A 17,833-nucleotide genomic window follows, 5' to 3' on the forward strand; every position below is an offset into this window, starting at 1 on the left:
CGCCGGCAAGAGCGGCTACCTGATGAGGAAGGAATTGCACCATGGCATACAGTGAAAAGGTCATCGACCACTACGAAAACCCGCGCAACGTCGGCAAGATGGACGCTGAAGACCCGGACGTCGGTACCGGCATGGTCGGCGCGCCGGCCTGCGGTGACGTGATGCGTCTGCAGATCAAGGTCAACGAGCAGGGCGTTATCGAAGACGCCAAGTTCAAGACCTACGGCTGCGGTTCGGCTATCGCTTCCAGCTCCCTCGCCACCGAGTGGATGAAGGGCAAGACCCTGGACGAGGCCGAGACTATCAAGAACACCCAGCTGGCTGAAGAGCTGGCGCTGCCACCGGTCAAGATCCACTGCTCGGTACTCGCCGAGGACGCCATCAAGGCGGCCGTACGCGATTACAAGCAGAAAAAAGGCTTGATCTGAGTCGTTTGACTGGACGCTAAGGAGTTCCGATGGCTATCAGCATGACAGAAGCCGCCGCCAACCACGTGCGGCGCTCCCTCGACGGGCGTGGCAAGGGTGAAGGCATTCGCCTGGCCGTACGCACCACCGGTTGCTCGGGCCTGGCCTACGTGCTGGAGTTCGTCGACGAAGTGGCAGGCGAAGACGAGGTCTTCGAGAACCACGGCGTGAAGGTCATCATTGACCCGAAAAGCCTGGTTTACCTCGACGGCACCGAGCTCGATTTCGTCAAGGAAGGGTTGAACGAAGGCTTCAAGTTCAACAACCCCAACGTGCGCGGTGAATGTGGCTGCGGCGAAAGCTTCAATGTTTGAGGCTTGATGTGGGTACTCCTTGTCATTTTGCCCTGTTCAATCTGCAGCCGGGTTTTCGCCTGGACCTCGATCAACTGGCCGTTCGTTACCGCGAACTGGCCCGCGAGGTCCATCCGGACCGCTTCGCCGATGCTTCCGAGCGCGAGCAGCGTGTCGCCCTGGAAAACTCGGCAGCGTTGAACGACGCCTATCAGACCTTGCGCAGCGCCCCCCGTCGGGCGCGCTATCTGCTGGCCATCAGTGGTCACGAAGTGCCGCAGGAAGCCACCGTACATGATCCGGCCTTCCTGTTGCAGCAGATGGAGCTGCGTGAAGAACTTGAAGAGCTGACCGACCTCGACGGTGTCGCGGTATTCAAGAAGCGCCTCAAGCTCGCGCAAAATACGCTGTTCGAGGAATTCGCCGCCTGCTGGGATGATCCTGCGCAGCGTGAACAGGCCGAGCGCCTGATGCGCCGCATGCAGTTTCTCGACAAGCTCGCCCAGGAAGTGCGCCAGCTCGAAGAGCGCCTCGACGATTAACCCGGTGTTGCCGTGACAACGCCTAAGGTAGCTAGATAAGCATGGCCCTACTGCAGATCGCCGAACCCGGTCAAAGCCCCCAGCCGCACCAGCGCCGCCTGGCGGTAGGGATTGACCTGGGTACTACCAATTCTCTGGTTGCTGCCGTGCGCAGCGGCCGCAGCGAACCGCTGCCCGATGGCGAGGGGCAGGTCATCCTGCCATCGGCTGTGCGCTACCTGGAGGCGGCTGTCGAAGTCGGCCAGGCCGCGCGCGAAGCAGCGCCAAGCGACCCGTTCAACAGCATCCTTTCGGTCAAGCGTCTGATGGGGCGTGGCCTGGCCGACGTCAAGCAGCTCGGCGAGCAACTGCCGTACCGCTTTGTCGGTGGCGAGTCGCACATGCCGTTCATCGAGACCATTCAAGGGCCGAAAAGCCCGGTCGAAGTGTCTGCCGACATCCTCAAGGTGCTGCGTCAGCGCGCCGAGGAAACCCTCGGCGGCGATCTGGTAGGTGCCGTCATCACGGTCCCGGCCTACTTCGACGATGCTCAGCGCCAGGCGACCAAAGACGCCGCCAAGCTTGCCGGGCTGAACGTGTTGCGCCTGCTCAACGAGCCGACTGCTGCGGCCGTGGCCTATGGCCTGGACCAGAACGCTGAAGGCCTGGTGGCGATCTTCGACCTGGGCGGCGGTACCTTCGATATCTCCATCCTGCGCCTGACTGCCGGCGTCTTCGAAGTGCTGGCCACCGGTGGCGATACCGCCCTGGGTGGTGACGACTTCGATCACGCGATTGCCAGCTGGATCATTGAGCAGGCTGGTTTGTCGGCTGATCTGGATCCAGCGACTCAGCGTCAACTGCTGCAGACCGCTTGCGCGGCCAAGGAAGCCCTGACCGATGCCGCCAGCGTGCGCGTTGTTCACGGTGACTGGCAGGGCGAACTGAGTCGGGCAGACTTCGAAGCGATGATCGAGCCGATGATCGCCCGTAGCCTCAAGGCCTGCCGCCGCGCCGTGCGTGACAGTGGGGTCGAGCTCGAAGAAGTGGTTGCGGTGGTCATGGTCGGTGGTTCGACTCGCGTACCGCGTGTGCGTGAAGCCGTCGGTGGCCTCTTCGGCCGTGCTCCGCTGACCTCGATCGACCCTGATCAGGTAGTCGCCATTGGCGCCGCGATCCAGGCCGATACCCTCGCCGGCAACCGCCGCGAAGGTGGCGAATTGCTGTTGCTCGACGTGATCCCGCTGTCGCTCGGTCTGGAGACCATGGGCGGCCTGATGGAAAAGGTGATCCCGCGCAACACCACGATCCCGGTGGCCCGCGCTCAGGAATTCACCACCTACAAAGATGGCCAGACGGCCATGATGATCCACGTCCTGCAGGGCGAGCGCGAACTGATCAGCGACTGCCGCTCGCTGGCGCGCTTCGAACTGCGTGGGATTCCGCCGATGGTCGCCGGCTCGGCGAAGATCCGCGTGACCTTCCAGGTCGACGCCGATGGCCTGCTCAGCGTCGCTGCACGCGAACTGGGCTCGGGCGTGGAAGCAAGCATTCAGGTCAAGCCGTCGTACGGCCTGACCGACGGTGAAATCGCCCGCATGCTCAAGGATTCGTTCGAGCACGCCGGCACCGACAAGCAGGCCCGCCAGTTGCGCGAGCACCAGGTCGACGGCGAACGCCTGCTCGAAGCGGTGCAGGGTGCGCTGGATGCCGACGGCGAGCGCCTGCTGAGCGCCGAAGAGCGCGAAGCCATTGGCTTCCAGATGCAACAACTACGTGATTTGCTGGCCGGCACCGATGGCCCTGCCATCGAGCAACAGACCAAGCGTCTGTCGCAGGTGACCGATGCATTTGCCGCCCGTCGCCTTGATTCGACGGTCAAAGCCGCACTGGCCGGGCGCAACCTGAATGAGATCGAGGAGTAATCGATGCCGCTGGTGACATTCCTGCCGCATGAGAAGTTTTGCCCCGAAGGGCTGACCGTGGAAGTCGCAACCGGGACCAACATCCTGGAGCTGGCTCACGACCATCATATCGAGATGGAAAGCGCCTGCGGCGGGGTCAAGGCCTGCACCACCTGCCACTGCATCGTGCGCAAGGGCTTTGACTCGCTCGACGAAGCCGACGAGCTCGAAGAAGACATGCTGGACAAGGCGTGGGGCCTGGAAGCGCAGTCCCGGCTGGGTTGCCAGGTGGTCGTCGGTGATACCGACCTGACCATCGAAATCCCCAAGTATTCGCTCAACCACGCCGCCGAAGCGCCGCACTGAAGCCTGGAGGCTGGCATGAGTCTGAAATGGGTTGATGTACTTGAGATCGCTATCCAGCTTGCAGAAAGCAAGCCGGAGGTCGATCCTCGTTATGTGAATTTCCTCGATCTGCACCGCTGGGTAGTGGCTCTGCCAGAGTTCAGCGACGATCCGACACGCGGCGGAGAGAAGGTGCTTGAGGCGATCCAGGGGGCCTGGATCGAAGAAGCCGACTGAGCGTCACCTGCAGGTTAGGCATTCCCCTGGAACCCGCGTATAATTCGCGGGTTTAATTTTTCGTAATACTCAATTTTCTGGAGTTACCATGGCTGTTCAACGTACTTTCTCGATCATCAAGCCTGACGCAGTTGCCAAAAACGTCATCGGCAAGATCACTTCGCGCTTCGAAGAAGCTGGCCTGAAAATCGTCGCTTCGAAACTCAAGCAACTGTCCAAAGCCGAAGCCGAAGGCTTCTACGCTGAGCACAGCGAGCGCGGTTTCTTCGGTGACCTGGTTGCCTTCATGATCTCCGGCCCAGTTGTTGTTCAGGTTCTGGAAGGCGAAAACGCCATCGCTCTGAACCGTGAGCTGATGGGCGCTACCAACCCTAAAGAAGCTGCTGCCGGCACCATCCGTGCTGACTTCGCTGAATCGATCGACGCCAACGCCGTTCACGGTTCGGACTCCGAAGCTGCTGCCGCTCGCGAAATCGCTTACTTCTTCGCAGCTACCGAGGTAACCGCTCGCTAAGCGAAAGCTTACGGGTGAGGGTGAATCCATGACGACATCTACTGGCAAAATCAACCTGTTGGGTCTGACCCAGCCGGAAATGGAACAATTCTTCGACTCCATTGGCGAGAAGCGCTTCCGTGCCGGTCAAGTAATGAAATGGATTCACCATTTTGGCGTCGATGATTTCGCCGCCATGACCAATGTCGGCAAGGTCTTGCGCGAAAAGCTCGAGGCTGTTGCCGAGATTCGGCCACCAGAAGTGGTCAGTGAAGACATTTCCGCCGACGGCACCCGCAAATGGGTGATCCGCGTTGCCTCCGGCAGCTGCGTCGAAACCGTCTATATCCCGACCGACGACCGTGGCACCTTGTGTGTATCGTCGCAGGCGGGCTGCGCCCTGGACTGCAGTTTCTGCTCCACCGGCAAGCAAGGCTTCAACAGCAACCTCACCGCCGCCGAAGTCATCGGTCAGGTGTGGCTTGCGAACAAATCCTTCGGCACTATCCCGGCCAAAGTCGACCGCGCGATTACCAACGTGGTGATGATGGGCATGGGCGAGCCGTTGCTCAATTTCGATAATGTCATTGCCGCCATGAAGATCATGATGGACGATCTTGGCTATGGCATTTCCAAGCGTCGCGTCACCTTGTCGACCTCAGGCGTAGTGCCGATGATCGACGAGCTGGCCAAGCACATCGACGTTTCCCTGGCACTGTCGCTGCACGCGCCGAACGACGAGCTGCGGAACAAGCTGGTGCCAATCAACAAGAAGTACCCGCTCAAGGTCCTGCTCGAGTCGTGCATGGGCTACATGGCCACCCTCGGTGGCAAGCGTGTACTGACCGTCGAATACACCCTGCTCAAGGACGTCAACGATCAGCCCGAGCATGCCACGCAGATGATCGAGCTGCTGCGCGATATCCCGTGCAAGATCAATCTGATCCCGTTCAATCCGTTCCCGCACTCCGGTTACGAGCGGCCGAGCAACAATGCAATCCGCCGCTTCCAGGACCTGCTCCACCACGGTGGTTACAATGTCACCACCCGTACCACCCGTGGTGAGGATATCGACGCCGCTTGTGGGCAACTGGTTGGTCAGGTCATGGACCGTACCCGCCGCAGCGAGCGTTACATCGCTGTGCGTCAGCTCAATGACGACGTGCAGATCGCCGACAACGCTGCGCGTCACTGAGCGGGCCGGCAGCGATGATCCTGCGCGCAGCGCTGTCGCTGCTGACCCTGTTGCTGCTGACCGGCTGCGTGTCGGGCGGCAGCAATGACCCGCTGGCCACCCAGCAGGGTCGGGCCGAGGCGGGCAGGGCGTATGTGCAGTTGGGGCTGGGCTATTTGCAACAAGGTCTGACCGAGCAGGCCAAGGCGCCGCTGGTCAAGGCACTTGCCCTGAACAGCCGTGATGCCGATGCGCATGCCGCGCTGGCGCTGGTGTTTCAGGCCGAGGGCGAGCCGACGCTGGCAACCGAGCATTTCCACAAGGCGCTGGCGCATAATCCGGATGACACCCGGATTCGCAACAACTACGGCAGTTTCCTATATGCTCAGGAGCGTTTTGCCGAAGCCGAGTCAGTGTTTCGCCTGGCCGCTGCCGATACCCTGTATCCTGAGCGCTCGCGCGTCTTCGAAAACCTTGGCCTGACGGTTCTCAGGCAAGGTCGCCGCGACGATGCCCAGGCGCATCTGCACAAGGCTTTGCAGCTCAACCCGCGACAACCGCGAGCGTTGTTCGAAATGGCTGAGTTGTCCTACGAAAACAGGCATTATGTGCCAGCCCGGGATTACTACGATCGTTTCAGCCAACTGAGCGCCCCGGATGCTCGCAGCCTGCTGATGGGCAGCCGCCTGGCGCGGGTGTTCGAGCAACCGGCAACGGTGGCCGAGCTGGGCCAGCAACTACAACGACTTTATCCCGGTACGCCGGAATATCAGCAATACCTGTCGGAGCAATGATGAAAGCCGCGCATCCCGAAGTAGCAGCAGCGACTCACCAGCACCCCGGTGAGACCTTGCGCCAGGCCCGCGAAAACCGCGACTGGACGCAGGCCGAGGTAGCCCGCAAGCTCAACCTGACCCTGAGCTCGCTGAACAATCTCGAATCCGGCGCCTTCGACAAGCTGCCAGGGCACACCTTTGCCCGTGGTTACATCCGTGCCTATGCCAAGCTGATGGACATGGACCAAGCGCCTTTGGTCGCCGCCTTTGACCAGGTCACCGGCACCCACGCGCAAGGCAGCCAGGTGCACTCGCTGGGACGAATCGAAGAACCGGTGCGCCTGTCGCACAACGTCATGCGCTTTGTCAGCCTGGTGCTGCTGGTGGCAGTAGTAGGTGGCGGCTTCTTCCTCTGGAAGGACCAAAGCAGCCTGCGCAACAGCGACCTTGGCAAAATCGCCCTGGAGCACGTCGAAGTCGAGAGCGCCGACGGCACCACCCAGATCCACCCGCTGGATGAGCCGGAAGACCAGGCTGTCAGCGAAGCCCAGCAAGGCCAGAGTGCGCCGCTGCCATTGGAGCAGGCTGCCACTGGCGAGAGCAGTGGCTCGGCCAACGAAGAAGCCATTCCGGCAAGCCCGGCGGTCGCCGAGAGCACTGCCGCCGCCCCGGTGACCCCGGCCGCGACCAATAATGCCACCACCGCACCGACTGCACCTGCGCCAGCTGCGCCGGTCAGCGCACCAGCCGTTGCCGCCACAGCCCCCAGCGCACCTGTCGCAGCAGCGCCAGTCCCCGCCGGCAGTGGCCGTGTCGCGATCCAGTTCTCGGCGGATTGCTGGACCCAGGTCACTGATGCCAACGGCAAGCTGTTGGTCAACGCCACCAAGCGCAAGGGCGACAGCCTGGAAGTCACCGGCACACCACCGTTCGCGGTACGCCTGGGCTTCGCCCGCGGCGCTCAGATCAGCTACAACGGCCAGGCCGTTGATGTTGCACCGTTCACCAGTGGCGAAACCGCTCGCCTGAAGTTGGGGCAGTAACTCATGCACGGCGAATCTCCAATCAAGCGTCGCGAAACCCGCAAGATCTGGGTGGGCAATGTGCCGGTGGGCGGTGATGCGCCTATCGCGGTGCAGAGCATGACCAACACCGACACCAATGATGTCGCCGCTACGGTCGGGCAGATCCAGCGCCTGGTCGATGCCGGTGTCGACATCGTCCGCGTCTCGGTGCCAGACATGGACGCCGCCGAAGCCTTCGGCCGCATCAAGCAGCAAGTCAGCGTGCCGTTGGTAGCCGACATCCATTTCGACTACAAGATCGCCCTGCGCGTGGCTGAGCTGGGTGTTGATTGCCTGCGCATCAATCCAGGCAACATTGGCCGTGAAGACCGCGTGCGCGCGGTGGTCGATGCTGCGCGCGATCGTGGTATTCCGATCCGCATCGGGGTCAATGCCGGCTCGCTGGAAAAAGACCTGCAGAAGAAGTACGGCGAACCGACCCCAGCAGCGCTGGTCGAGTCGGCCCTGCGCCATGTCGAGCACCTCGATCGCCTGGATTTCCAGGACTTCAAAGTCAGCGTCAAGGCGTCCGACGTGTTCATGGCCGTTGAAGCCTACCGTCTGCTGTCCAAGCAGATCATCCAGCCCCTGCACTTGGGCATCACCGAAGCCGGTGGTTTGCGTTCGGGGACGGTGAAATCTGCGGTCGGCCTCGGTATGCTGCTGGCCGAAGGCATCGGCGACACGATCCGGATCTCTCTCGCCGCCGACCCGGTCGAAGAAGTCAAAGTCGGCTACGACATCCTCAAGTCGCTGCGCCTGCGCTCGCGTGGGATCAACTTCATCGCCTGCCCGAGCTGTTCGCGGCAGAACTTCGATGTGGTCAAGACCATGAACGAACTCGAAGGTCGCCTCGAAGACCTGCTGGTCCCGCTGGACGTCGCCGTGATCGGTTGTGTGGTCAACGGCCCGGGTGAAGCCAAGGAAGCCCATGTTGGCTTGACGGGCGGCACGCCGAACCTGATCTACATCGACGGCAAGCCTGCGCAGAAACTGAACAACGACAACCTGGTCGAGGAGCTGGAAAAGCTCATTCGCCAGAAAGCGGCCGAAAAGGTCGAAGCCGACGCGGCGCTGATCGCCCGCGGCTGATACACAGATTCGAAAGGACTTTTCGTGAGCAAATCGCTGCAAGCCATTCGTGGCATGAACGACATCCTGCCTGACCAGTCGCCACTGTGGCGTTACTTCGAAGGCACGGTCGCCAGTTTGCTGGACGGCTACGGTTACAGCCAGATCCGCACGCCGATCGTCGAATTCACCGAGCTGTTCAAACGCTCGATCGGTGAAGTCACCGACATCGTCGAAAAAGAGATGTACACCTTCGAGGACCGCAACGGCGATTCGCTGACGCTGCGTCCTGAGGGTACCGCTGCCTGCGTGCGCGCCGTGCTCGAGCATGGCATCACCGGCAACGGCCAAGTGCAGAAGCTCTGGTACACCGGGCAGATGTTCCGCCACGAGCGCCCACAAAAAGGTCGCTATCGCCAGTTCCACCAGATCGGCGTCGAGGTGTTCAACCTGGATGGCCCGGACATCGATGCCGAGCTGATCATGCTGACCTGGCGCCTGTGGGGCCAGTTGGGCATTCAGGACGCGGTAAAGCTCGAGCTGAACAGCCTGGGCACCAGCGAAGCCCGTGCACGCTATCGCGACGCGCTGGTCGAGTTTCTCTCGGCGCGCCTCGAGCAGCTTGACGAAGATAGCCAGCGTCGGCTCAAGAGCAACCCGCTGCGCATTCTCGACAGCAAGGATCAGGGCACCCAGGCCGTGCTGGTCGGCGCGCCGAAGCTGGAAGACTACCTGGACGAAGAGTCCCGTGTGCACTTCGAGGGCCTCAAGGCTCGCCTGAACGCTGCCGGCATTCCCTTCGTGATCAACACCAAGCTGGTGCGTGGCCTCGACTACTACAGCAAGACCGTGTTCGAGTGGGTCACCGACAAGCTCGGCGCTCAAGGCACCGTGTGTGCCGGTGGTCGTTACGACGGCCTGGTCGAACAGATGGGCGGCAAGCCGACTACTGGTGTTGGCTTTGCCATGGGCATCGAACGGTTGATTTTGCTGCTGGAAACCCTGGGCAAGGTCCCGGAGTCGATCAGTCGCCAGATCGACGTTTACCTGTGCGCCTTTGGCGAGCAGGCCGAGCTGGCCGGTCTGGGCCTGTCCGAGCGGTTGCGTGATCAGGTACCGGGCCTGCGCCTGGCGGTCAACGCCGGTGCCGGCAGTTTCAAGAGCCAGTTCAAGAAGGCCGACAAGAGCGGGGCGTTGTTTGCCCTGATCATGGGGGACGACGAACTGGCGCAACAAGTGGTAGGTTTCAAACCCCTGCGTGGCCAGGGCGAACAACAGAACATAGCCTGGGATGCTCTGGCCGAGCACCTGCAAGCTGCCCTCGCGAACGCGTGAAGCAGTCAAACAGCCGAATTTGCTGAATAGGAGTATTGGGGTGTCGAGTACCGATGATGATGGCCTGAGCGCGGCCAAGGACTGGTGGGATCGCAACGGCAAGCCGCTGCTGACCGGCGCCCTGTTGGCTGCTGCTTTGGTAGCTGGCTGGCAGACCTGGCACAAGTACCAGAGCAATCAGTCACAAGGCGCTTCGGTGCTGTACCAGAACCTGCTGGAAACGGCCCTGACGCCGACCGGCGAGCCTGATGCAAGCAAGGTTGCCGAGTTGGCTGGCAAGCTCAAGAGCGAGTTTGGCGGCACCGCCTATGCCCAGTACGGCAGCCTGTTCGTGGCCAAGGTCGCGGTCGACAGCGGCAAGCTGGACGACGCAGCCAGCGAACTCAACAGCGTGCTGGCAAAACCTGCCGATGCCACCCTGGGCGAGATCGCACGCCAGCGTCTGGCCCGTGTGCTGGCTGCTCAGGACAAGGCTGACGAAGCACTGAAGCTGCTCGATGGCGACGCTGACAAGGCGTTTCAGGCCAGCCGCGAAGAGCTCAAGGGCGATCTGCTGGTACAGTTGGGCCGCGCTGGCGATGCCCATAGCGCATACGAAAAAGCCAAGGCCGCGTTGTCTGATGAAGCAGCGGTCGGTGGCCTGCAACTGAAGCTGGATGACCTGGCCAAAGGGGACGCTTGACGTGATCGGTTGGAAACAAGCAGCAGTGCTGAGCCTGGCCGTACTGGTCGTGGGTTGCAGCAGCAACAGCAAGAAGGAACTGCCTCCGGCCGAGCTGACCAAGTTCACCGAAGAAGTCGTGCTGAAAAAGCAGTGGAGCCGCTCGATCGGTGACGGTCAGGGTGAGACCTACAATACCCTGGTGCCGGCCATCGAAAACGACCGCATCTACGCTTCCGACGTCAACGGCGAAGTCTTCGCGCTCGATCGCAACACCGGCGACATCGTCTGGAAACAGGACCTCGACCTGCCGGTTTCCGGCGCAGTCGGCGTCGGCTACGGCCTGGTCATGCTCGGCACCCTCAAGGGTGAAGTGATCGCCCTGGACAGCAGCACCGGTGAGGAGCGCTGGCGCTCCCGCGTGACCAGTGAAGTGCTGGCGCCGCCGGCCAACAACGGTGACGTGGTGGTGGTGCAGACTCAGGACGATCGTCTGATTGGTCTGGACGCCGCGACCGGCGACCGTCGCTGGATCTACGAAAGCACTCCAGCGGTACTGACTCTGCGTGGCACTGGCGCACCGATCGTGACCAATCGCATGGCCGTTGCCGGCCTGTCGACCGGCAAGGTTATTGCTGTCGACATCCAGAACGGCGTGCCGGTCTGGGAAAGCCGCGTCGCGATCCCGCAAGGTCGCTCCGAACTCGAACGCGTCGTCGATATCGACGGCGGGTTGCTGCTGTCTGGTGGTACCCTGTACGTCGGTACCTATCAGGGCCGGGTTGCCGGTCTGGACCTGGAAAGCGGCCGCGTGCTGTGGCAGCGTGATGCGTCCAGCTACGTCGGTGTCGCCCAGGGCTTTGGCAACGTCTACGTCAGCGAAGCTTCCGGCACCGTTGAAGGCGTCGATGAGCGTTCGTCGAGCGCACTGTGGAGCAACGATTCCATGGCGCGCCGTCAGCTGAGCGCCCCTGAAGTGTTCTCCAGCTACGTCGCAGTCGGTGACTTCGAAGGCTACCTGCACCTGCTGAGCCAGGTCGATGGTCGCTTCGTTGGCCGTGAGCGTATTGACAGTGATGGCCTGCGCGCCCGCCCCTTGGTGGTCGGCGACACCATTTATGTCTTCGGCAACAGCGGCAAGCTCGAGGCATTGACCATCCGCTGAGGCTAAGCTTGAGGCCGTGAGGCTTCGAGCAGTGGCGCATGATGCGCCGCGCGAACTCCGGCCGCTGCTCTGCAGCGGCCTTTGCATTTTCAAGAATTCAAGAGTGGAGAGCCGTATGGTTCCCGTAATCGCCCTGGTGGGGCGGCCGAACGTCGGCAAGTCCACCATGTTCAACCGCTTGACCAAAACCCGCGACGCCATTGTCGGCGACCTCTCGGGCCTGACCCGTGACCGCCAGTACGGCGATGCCATGTGGCAGGGCCGTTCGTACATCCTGATCGACACCGGCGGTATCACCGGTGACGAAGTGGGCATGGACGAGAAGATGGCCGAGCAGTCGCTGATGGCCATCGAAGAGGCCGACTACGTGCTGTTCCTGGTGGATGCCCGCGCCGGCATGACCGCTGCCGACCAGATGATCGCTGACCACCTGCGCAAGCGGAACAAGTCTGCGGTGCTGGTCGCCAACAAGATCGACCACATCGATCCTGACCTGGCACGTGCCGAGTTCTCGCCGCTGGGCATGGGCAACGCGATTCCGGTCGCCGGCTCCCAGGGCCGCGGTATCAACGCCCTGATGGAAGAGCTGCTCGGGCACATCCCGCGCGATCAGGAAGAAGACGCGCTCGACCAGGAAGTTGCCGAAGGCGAAGAGGCCGTTCGGATTCCAGGCCCGAGCGAAAAAGACGGCATCAAGATCGCCATCATCGGCCGCCCCAACGTGGGCAAGTCGACCCTGGTCAACCGCATGCTCGGTGAAGAGCGCGTGGTGGTCTATGACGAGCCAGGCACCACTCGCGACAGTATCTACATCCCGTTCGAGCGTGATGGTGACAAGTACACCTTCATCGACACCGCCGGGGTGCGCAAGCGCGGCAAGATCCACGAGGAAGTCGAAAAGTTCTCGGTGGTGAAAACCCTGCAGGCGATCAAAGACGCCAACGTGGTGATCTTTGTCATGGACGCCCGCGAAGGTGTGGTCGACCACGACCTCAACCTGCTCGGCTTTGCCCTTGAGGCCGGCCGCGCCATCGTCATCGCCCTGAACAAGTGGGATGGCATGCAGCCTGGCGAGCGCGACTACGTCAAGACCGAGCTCGAGCGCCGGTTGTTCTTCGTCGACTTCGCCGACATCCACTTCATCTCGGCGCTGCACGGCACCGGCGTGGGCAACCTGTACAAGTCGGTGCAGGCCGCGTTCAAGTCGGCGGTCACCCGCTGGCCGACCAGCCGCCTGACGCAGATTCTGGAAGACGCTATCAGCGATCACCAGCCGCCGCTGGTCAATGGCCGCCGGATCAAGCTGCGTTACGCTCACCTGGGTGGCGCCAACCCGCCGATCATCGTGATCCACGGGAACCAGACCGAGAAGATCCCACGCTCGTATTCGCGCTACCTGGAGAACACTTACCGTCGTGTGCTCAAGCTGGTCGGTACGCCGATCCGCATCGAGTACAAAGGCGGCGAGAACCCGTACGAGGGTAACAAGAACACCCTCACCGATCGCCAGGTCAACAAGAAGCGCCGCTTGATGTCGCACCACAAGAAGGCCGAGAAGAAGCGCAAAGACAAGCGCTGATTCTGGCCTGACCCTGCACCGGGGCTGCTGCGCGGCCCCTGTTGCATCAGTGTATTGTTTCAACCTTTTTCCTGATTGCTCGATCCGCTATGCTCGGACTCCAGTCCGTGCCGGATACCCCCAGGAAAGAGGGCTTCATGATCCGCAGCAAATTGCCGAACGTCGGCACGACCATCTTTACCACCATGTCGCAGCTGGCTGTGCAAACCGGCGCGCTCAACCTGTCCCAAGGCTTCCCCGACTTCAACGGCCCGCAGGCGCTGTTGGATGCCGTAGGCCGGCACGTGGCCGCCGGGCACAATCAATACGCGCCCATGACCGGCCTGCCGGCCCTGCGCCAGCAAGTGGCTGCGAAGGTGGCTCGGCTGTATGGGGTTAGCGTGGATGTCGAGCAGGAAATCACCATCACGCCAGGCGCCACCGAGGCGATCTTCTGCGCGATCCAGGCAGTGATCAATCCGGGCGACGAGGTAATCGTTTTCGACCCGTGCTACGACAGCTACGAGCCTTCGGTAGAGTTGGCCGGCGGGCGCTGCGTGCATGTGCCGCTGAGCAACGACGATTTTGCCATCGACTGGCAACGCTTCAGCGATGCCCTCACGCCGCGCACGCGCATGGTCGTGCTCAATTCGCCGCACAACCCCAGCGGAGCTTTGATCAGCCGTGCCGATCTCGACCAGCTGGCGGGATTGATTGCCGACCGCGATATCTACCTGGTCAGCGATGAAGTGTACGAGCACCTGATCTACGACGGCGTGGCGCATGCCAGCGTGCTGGCTCATGAACAGCTCTATCAGCGCGCCTTCGTCATCAGCTCGTTCGGCAAGACCTACCATGTCACTGGTTGGAAGACCGGCTACGTGATCGCGCCCCCGCAATTGAGCGCCGAGCTGCGCAAGGTACACCAGTACGTCAACTTCTGCGCAGTGACGCCGCTGCAGTGCGCGCTGGCAGACTTCATGGCCGAACACCCTGAGCACATCGAGCAGTTGCCGGGCTTCTATCAGGCCAAGCGCGATCTGTTCTGCGATCTGTTGCAAGGCTCACGCTTCAGCTTCGAGCGTACCTCAGGCACCTACTTCCAGTTGGTCGACTACAGCGCCATCCGCCCTGATCTGAACGATGTCGACATGGCCCTGTGGCTGACCCGCGAGCATGGCGTGGCGAGTATTCCGGTGTCGGTGTTCTACCAGACGCCAGTCCCGCAACAACGCTTGATCCGCCTGTGCTTTGCCAAACGAGAGGAGACGCTGCAGCAGGCAGCGGAGAAACTATGCGCGATCTGACCGCACTGCCCAACCTGAAAATTGCCATGGTGCAGACCACGCTGGCCTGGCATGACCGCGAGGCCAACTACGCCCATTTCGAAGAGTTGCTCAAGCAAGTCGGCAGCCCTGACCTGGTGATTTTGCCAGAGATGTTCACCACCGGCTTTTCGATGGAGTCCGAGCGCCTCGCCGAGCCCGAGAACGGCCCGACCGCCAAGTGGCTCAAGGCCCAGGCGAAGAAGCTCAACGCAGTAATCACCGGCAGCGTGATCATCCAGGCCGCTGACGGCAGCCACCGTAACCGGCTGCTGTGGGCGCGCCCGGACGGTGAAATCCTGCACTACGACAAGCGCCACCTGTTCCGTATGGCCGGCGAGCACAAGCACTACACCCCGGGCGAGCGCCAGGTGCAGTTCGAGCTGAAGGGTTGGCGGGTCCGCCCATTGATCTGCTATGACCTGCGCTTCCCGGTATGGAGCCGCGATGCCCATGACACTGACCTGCTGCTGTACACCGCCAACTGGCCGGCAGCGCGGCGGCTGCACTGGAACCGGCTGTTGCCGGCGCGGGCGATCGAGAACCTGTGCTTCGTGGCGGCGGTCAACCGGGTCGGCACCGACGGCAAAGGCTTTGCCTACTCAGGCGACAGCCAAGTGCTGGATTTCCAGGGCGAGAGCCTGCTCAGTGCCGGCGAAGCGGACGGCGTATTCACCGTCGAGCTGCGCGCGGCGGAACTGGCGGCGTACCGCAGCCGTTTCCCGGCCAACCTGGATGCCGATACCTTCGACCTGCATTGAGCGTTGCCGGCCGGGGCATAGCACTCCGGCCGTTCGACCGACTCAGTACACGTCGCGTCGGTAGCGACCGTCTTCTACCAGCTGTTGCAGCATGGCCTCGCCGAGGATGCCCCTGAGCGCCGCGTCGACTGCCGCGGCCATGCCCTGCAGGCTGCCGCACACATAGATGCAGGCGCCGTCGGCGACCCAGCGGCGCACCTCGTCGGCCTGAGCCAGCAGCAAGTCCTGAACATAGACCTTTTCAGCCTGATCACGGGAGAACGCCAGGTCCAGCTTGCGCAGCTCACCACGCGCAAGCCAGCCTTGCAGTTCATCGGCACAGAGCAGATCGCTGGCGCGATTGCGCTCGCCGAACAGCAGCCAGTTGCGCTGTTCGCCTTCGCTGATACGTGCCTTGAGCAAGCTGCGCAGCCCGGCCAGCCCGGTGCCGTTGCCGATCAGCAGCATCGGTGCTGGGGCCACTGGCAGGTGGAAGCTGCTGTTGCGGCGCAGGCGCAGGCTCAGCGAGCCTTGCAGGGGCAGCGTCTCAGTCAGCCAACCTGAGCCCAGGCCAAGGCTGCCGTCAGTGTGCCGATGCTGGCGCACGATCAGCTGCAGCACGCCATCGCTGGCAATCGATGCGATCGAGTATTCACGCGTGCCGATCGGCACCAGCGCATCGATAACCGCCTGCGCGTGCAGGCCGACCAGATGCTCGCGGCTGACCGGCAATTGCCGACTGCCCAATGCCTGTCCCAGGGTTTCGCGCGAACCTTCAAGTTGTACTGGGGTATCCAGATTCAGGCCCAGGCCTTGGATAAACGCTTGAACCTGGGCGGGGGCATTGCGCGGCAATACCTCCACCAGATCGCCTGCATCCCAGCGCACCGCCTGCTCGGATTGCAGGTCGAGCAGGTACACCGGCTGGCCCTGGCTACCAGGATTGAGCAGCCTGCGCGCGGTCAGGGTCCAGCTGTTGAAGGCGGGCGCTTGCCAGGCGCTGACGGCGCTGGCGCCGGTCAACTGCGCGAGTTGCTGCTGCCAGTGCTGGAGCGCGGCCGGGTCGGCGTTGTCGACTTCGACCGGGCTGAATGCGCTGCTGGCGCCGCGCTCGGCAAGCCATGCCTGCAAGCGCCGGGCAAAGCCACAGAAGTGCTGATACTGGCGGTCACCCAAGGCGAGCAGGGCGTAGTCCAGATGCTCCAGCGGCCATGCCTGGCCGAGTATCTTGCGCTCGAAACCACGGGCGCTGTCGGGTGCCTCGCCATCGCCAAAGGTGCTGACTACAAACAGCGCCCGGCGTGCCTGGCGCAGGTCATCTTCACCCAGCTCGGCCAAGGCGCGTACTTGCACCGACAGGCCTGCCGCCTGGAGCTGGCCGGCGCTCTGCCAGGCCAATTGCTCGGCAAGGCCGCTCTGGCTGGCAAACCCTATCAACCAGCTGTCACCTGCCGACTTGGTGCTGTCGACACTGCCACGGGCCGCGCGGATCTGGCGTTTCTTGCGCCGGCGGTCGAGGTACAGCAGCCAGCCGGTGATGAAGAACAGCGGCATGCACAGGCTGGCGATGGTGACGATGATTCGCCCGGGCAAGCCGAAATAGCTACCCACGTGCAGGGCATAGATGCTTTGCAGCAGCTGAGCACTGAGCGACTTGTCGGCATAACGCTCGATGCGCGTGAACGTGCCGGTAGCCGGGTCGAGGGTGACGGTGTCAAAGGCGCGTTCGTGATCGGCATCGTCCAGCAGATAGAACAGCGTCGCCGGCTGCCCGCCAACCGGCGGCAGGCGCAGGTTGTAGCCAGCCAGGCCGGGCCCGGCCGCAGCCTGCAGGTTGCTCCAGATGGCATCGTAGTCGACCCGCAGCGGCGGGGCCTTTTGGTTGACCGACTGCGGGCCACGGCGGCCACCGCCTTCGCCACGCTTGTGCTGCTGGCCCGCAGCCGGGGCGTCGCCGAGCAGCTTGTTCAGCCCTCGGCTGTACCATTCGTACGACCATGACAGACCGGTCAAGGCAAACAGCAGATAGAACAGCAGGCACCAGGTGCCGAACACGGCGTGCAGGTCCCAATTGAACGCACGGCCCTTCTTCGCCCAGTCCAGGGTCAGCCAGGTGCGCCAGTTCAGCGCTTTGCGGGGCCAGCGTAGATACAGGCCTGACAGGCAGAAAAAGATCAGCATCAGGGTGCAGGCACCGGTGATCTGCCGGCCGCTTTCGCCCATGGCGAGAAACCGGTGCAGGCTGAGCATCAGGTCGAAGAAGCCTTGGCCGGCGACCTCACCCTTGATCTCGCCGGTGTAGGGGTCGGCATAGCGCATCTCACCGCGGCGCTGACCGGGTGGCGCGGTGAAGAAGATCCGTGCGGCATTGCCCTCGCGGGTGTCGACCCGCAGCATCGCGACCTTGTCGCCGTGTGCCGCTTCGACCCGCCGCACCAGCTCTGCCGGTGGTAGCACGCCTTCGGCGCGCACCTGCACCTTGAGCACATCGGCATTGAACAGGCGCAGCAGTTCTTCCTGAAACGACCAGATCGCCCCGGTGGTACCCATCAATGCCAAGACCAGCCCGGCCGTGATGCCAAACAACCAGTGCAATTGAAACAGCGACTTCTTCAGCACGTCGATCACCTTGTCTTGCTGCGCAAACTCAACCGGCAGGCATTATGCCTTGCTACACGAAAGCCCCGCTCACTGGCGTGAGCGG

General features: G+C 62.5%; 18 protein-coding genes. 17 read left to right on the plus strand and 1 reads right to left on the minus strand.

Annotation, left to right across the window (positions count from 1 at the left end):
• The first annotated feature begins 41 nt into the window (after positions 1-41).
• From iscU to CXQ80_RS04055, 17 genes are all read left to right on the plus strand, one after another.
• On the plus strand, positions 42-428 hold the full coding sequence (gene iscU / locus CXQ80_RS03975) for a Fe-S cluster assembly scaffold IscU (protein WP_027619655.1): 387 nt from the start codon (positions 42-44) through the stop codon (positions 426-428).
• 29 nt (positions 429-457) lie between these two features.
• Complete coding sequence (gene iscA / locus CXQ80_RS03980; protein ID WP_101316686.1) at positions 458-781, plus strand: iron-sulfur cluster assembly protein IscA; 324 nt, start codon at positions 458-460, stop codon at positions 779-781.
• An 8-nt stretch (positions 782-789) separates the two neighbouring features.
• Complete coding sequence (gene hscB / locus CXQ80_RS03985; protein WP_101316688.1) at positions 790-1,302, plus strand: co-chaperone HscB; 513 nt, start codon at positions 790-792, stop codon at positions 1,300-1,302.
• Positions 1,303-1,343: 41 nt separating this feature from the next.
• The gene (gene hscA, locus CXQ80_RS03990; protein WP_101316690.1) at positions 1,344-3,206 is read left to right on the plus strand and encodes a Fe-S protein assembly chaperone HscA; all 1,863 of its coding nucleotides are present in this window, start codon (positions 1,344-1,346) and stop codon (positions 3,204-3,206) included.
• A 3-nt stretch (positions 3,207-3,209) separates the two neighbouring features.
• A complete protein-coding gene (fdx, locus tag CXQ80_RS03995; RefSeq protein ID WP_101316692.1) occupies positions 3,210-3,551 on the plus strand; it encodes an ISC system 2Fe-2S type ferredoxin in 342 nt (113 codons plus the stop codon).
• A gap of 15 nt (positions 3,552-3,566) precedes the next feature.
• A complete protein-coding gene (gene iscX / locus CXQ80_RS04000; RefSeq protein WP_101316694.1) occupies positions 3,567-3,767 on the plus strand; it encodes a Fe-S cluster assembly protein IscX in 201 nt (66 codons plus the stop codon).
• An 88-nt stretch (positions 3,768-3,855) separates the two neighbouring features.
• Positions 3,856-4,281, plus strand: a complete 426-nt coding sequence (gene ndk, locus CXQ80_RS04005; protein WP_101316696.1) for a nucleoside-diphosphate kinase — start codon at positions 3,856-3,858, stop codon at positions 4,279-4,281.
• A gap of 28 nt (positions 4,282-4,309) precedes the next feature.
• Positions 4,310-5,455, plus strand: coding sequence for a 23S rRNA (adenine(2503)-C(2))-methyltransferase RlmN (rlmN, locus tag CXQ80_RS04010; protein ID WP_101316699.1), 1,146 nt, complete (start codon positions 4,310-4,312; stop codon positions 5,453-5,455).
• 14 nt (positions 5,456-5,469) lie between these two features.
• On the plus strand, positions 5,470-6,228 hold the full coding sequence (pilW, locus tag CXQ80_RS04015; RefSeq protein ID WP_101316701.1) for a type IV pilus biogenesis/stability protein PilW: 759 nt from the start codon (positions 5,470-5,472) through the stop codon (positions 6,226-6,228).
• Positions 6,228-7,253 (plus strand): RodZ domain-containing protein, encoded by a 1,026-nt coding sequence (locus CXQ80_RS04020; RefSeq protein WP_101316703.1) that lies wholly within the window; start codon positions 6,228-6,230, stop codon positions 7,251-7,253. Before pilW ends, CXQ80_RS04020 begins: the two co-directional genes overlap by 1 nt.
• Positions 7,254-7,256: 3 nt before the next feature.
• Complete coding sequence (gene ispG, locus CXQ80_RS04025) at positions 7,257-8,366, plus strand: flavodoxin-dependent (E)-4-hydroxy-3-methylbut-2-enyl-diphosphate synthase (protein ID WP_101316705.1); 1,110 nt, start codon at positions 7,257-7,259, stop codon at positions 8,364-8,366.
• A 24-nt stretch (positions 8,367-8,390) separates the two neighbouring features.
• Complete coding sequence (gene hisS / locus CXQ80_RS04030) at positions 8,391-9,680, plus strand: histidine--tRNA ligase (RefSeq protein ID WP_101316707.1); 1,290 nt, start codon at positions 8,391-8,393, stop codon at positions 9,678-9,680.
• A 40-nt stretch (positions 9,681-9,720) separates the two neighbouring features.
• Positions 9,721-10,362 carry a tetratricopeptide repeat protein gene (locus CXQ80_RS04035; protein WP_101316709.1) on the plus strand — a complete coding sequence of 214 codons (642 nt, stop codon included), beginning with the start codon at positions 9,721-9,723 and terminating at the stop codon, positions 10,360-10,362.
• A gap of 1 nt (position 10,363) precedes the next feature.
• On the plus strand, positions 10,364-11,506 hold the full coding sequence (gene bamB / locus CXQ80_RS04040; RefSeq protein WP_218195360.1) for an outer membrane protein assembly factor BamB: 1,143 nt from the start codon (positions 10,364-10,366) through the stop codon (positions 11,504-11,506).
• A 115-nt stretch (positions 11,507-11,621) separates the two neighbouring features.
• Complete coding sequence (gene der, locus CXQ80_RS04045; protein WP_101316713.1) at positions 11,622-13,085, plus strand: ribosome biogenesis GTPase Der; 1,464 nt, start codon at positions 11,622-11,624, stop codon at positions 13,083-13,085.
• A gap of 137 nt (positions 13,086-13,222) precedes the next feature.
• Complete coding sequence (locus tag CXQ80_RS04050) at positions 13,223-14,371, plus strand: pyridoxal phosphate-dependent aminotransferase (RefSeq protein ID WP_101316715.1); 1,149 nt, start codon at positions 13,223-13,225, stop codon at positions 14,369-14,371.
• Entirely contained in the window at positions 14,359-15,150 is a 792-nt protein-coding gene (locus CXQ80_RS04055; RefSeq protein ID WP_101316717.1) for an amidohydrolase, read from the plus strand. Before CXQ80_RS04050 ends, CXQ80_RS04055 begins: the two co-directional genes overlap by 13 nt.
• A 42-nt stretch (positions 15,151-15,192) precedes the next feature.
• Here the strand turns inward: CXQ80_RS04055 and CXQ80_RS04060 are convergent, their stop codons facing one another.
• Complete coding sequence (locus CXQ80_RS04060; RefSeq protein WP_101322949.1) at positions 15,193-17,748, minus strand: sulfite reductase flavoprotein subunit alpha; 2,556 nt, start codon at positions 17,746-17,748, stop codon at positions 15,193-15,195.
• Positions 17,749-17,833 lie beyond the last annotated feature (85 nt).

The sequence above is a fragment of the Pseudomonas sp. 02C 26 genome, from assembly GCF_002843585.1.
In the GTDB taxonomy this organism is placed as follows: domain Bacteria; phylum Pseudomonadota; class Gammaproteobacteria; order Pseudomonadales; family Pseudomonadaceae; genus Aquipseudomonas; species Aquipseudomonas shirazensis.

Bases quoted from the DNA above. Each gene is read 5' to 3' on its own strand.
- iscU (WP_027619655.1), top strand. From the start codon at position 42: ATGGCATACAGTGAAAAGGTCATCGACCACTACGAAAACCCGCGCAAC.
- iscA (WP_101316686.1), top strand. From the start codon at position 458: ATGGCTATCAGCATGACAGAAGCCGCCGCCAACCACGTGCGGCGCTCC.
- hscA (WP_101316690.1), top strand. From the start codon at position 1,344: ATGGCCCTACTGCAGATCGCCGAACCCGGTCAAAGCCCCCAGCCGCAC.
- fdx (WP_101316692.1), top strand. From the start codon at position 3,210: ATGCCGCTGGTGACATTCCTGCCGCATGAGAAGTTTTGCCCCGAAGGG.
- iscX (WP_101316694.1), top strand. From the start codon at position 3,567: ATGAGTCTGAAATGGGTTGATGTACTTGAGATCGCTATCCAGCTTGCA.
- ndk (WP_101316696.1), top strand. From the start codon at position 3,856: ATGGCTGTTCAACGTACTTTCTCGATCATCAAGCCTGACGCAGTTGCC.
- rlmN (WP_101316699.1), top strand. From the start codon at position 4,310: ATGACGACATCTACTGGCAAAATCAACCTGTTGGGTCTGACCCAGCCG.
- pilW (WP_101316701.1), top strand. From the start codon at position 5,470: ATGATCCTGCGCGCAGCGCTGTCGCTGCTGACCCTGTTGCTGCTGACC.
- CXQ80_RS04020 (WP_101316703.1), top strand. From the start codon at position 6,228: ATGAAAGCCGCGCATCCCGAAGTAGCAGCAGCGACTCACCAGCACCCC.
- ispG (WP_101316705.1), top strand. From the start codon at position 7,257: ATGCACGGCGAATCTCCAATCAAGCGTCGCGAAACCCGCAAGATCTGG.
- der (WP_101316713.1), top strand. From the start codon at position 11,622: ATGGTTCCCGTAATCGCCCTGGTGGGGCGGCCGAACGTCGGCAAGTCC.
- CXQ80_RS04050 (WP_101316715.1), top strand. From the start codon at position 13,223: ATGATCCGCAGCAAATTGCCGAACGTCGGCACGACCATCTTTACCACC.
- CXQ80_RS04055 (WP_101316717.1), top strand. From the start codon at position 14,359: ATGCGCGATCTGACCGCACTGCCCAACCTGAAAATTGCCATGGTGCAG.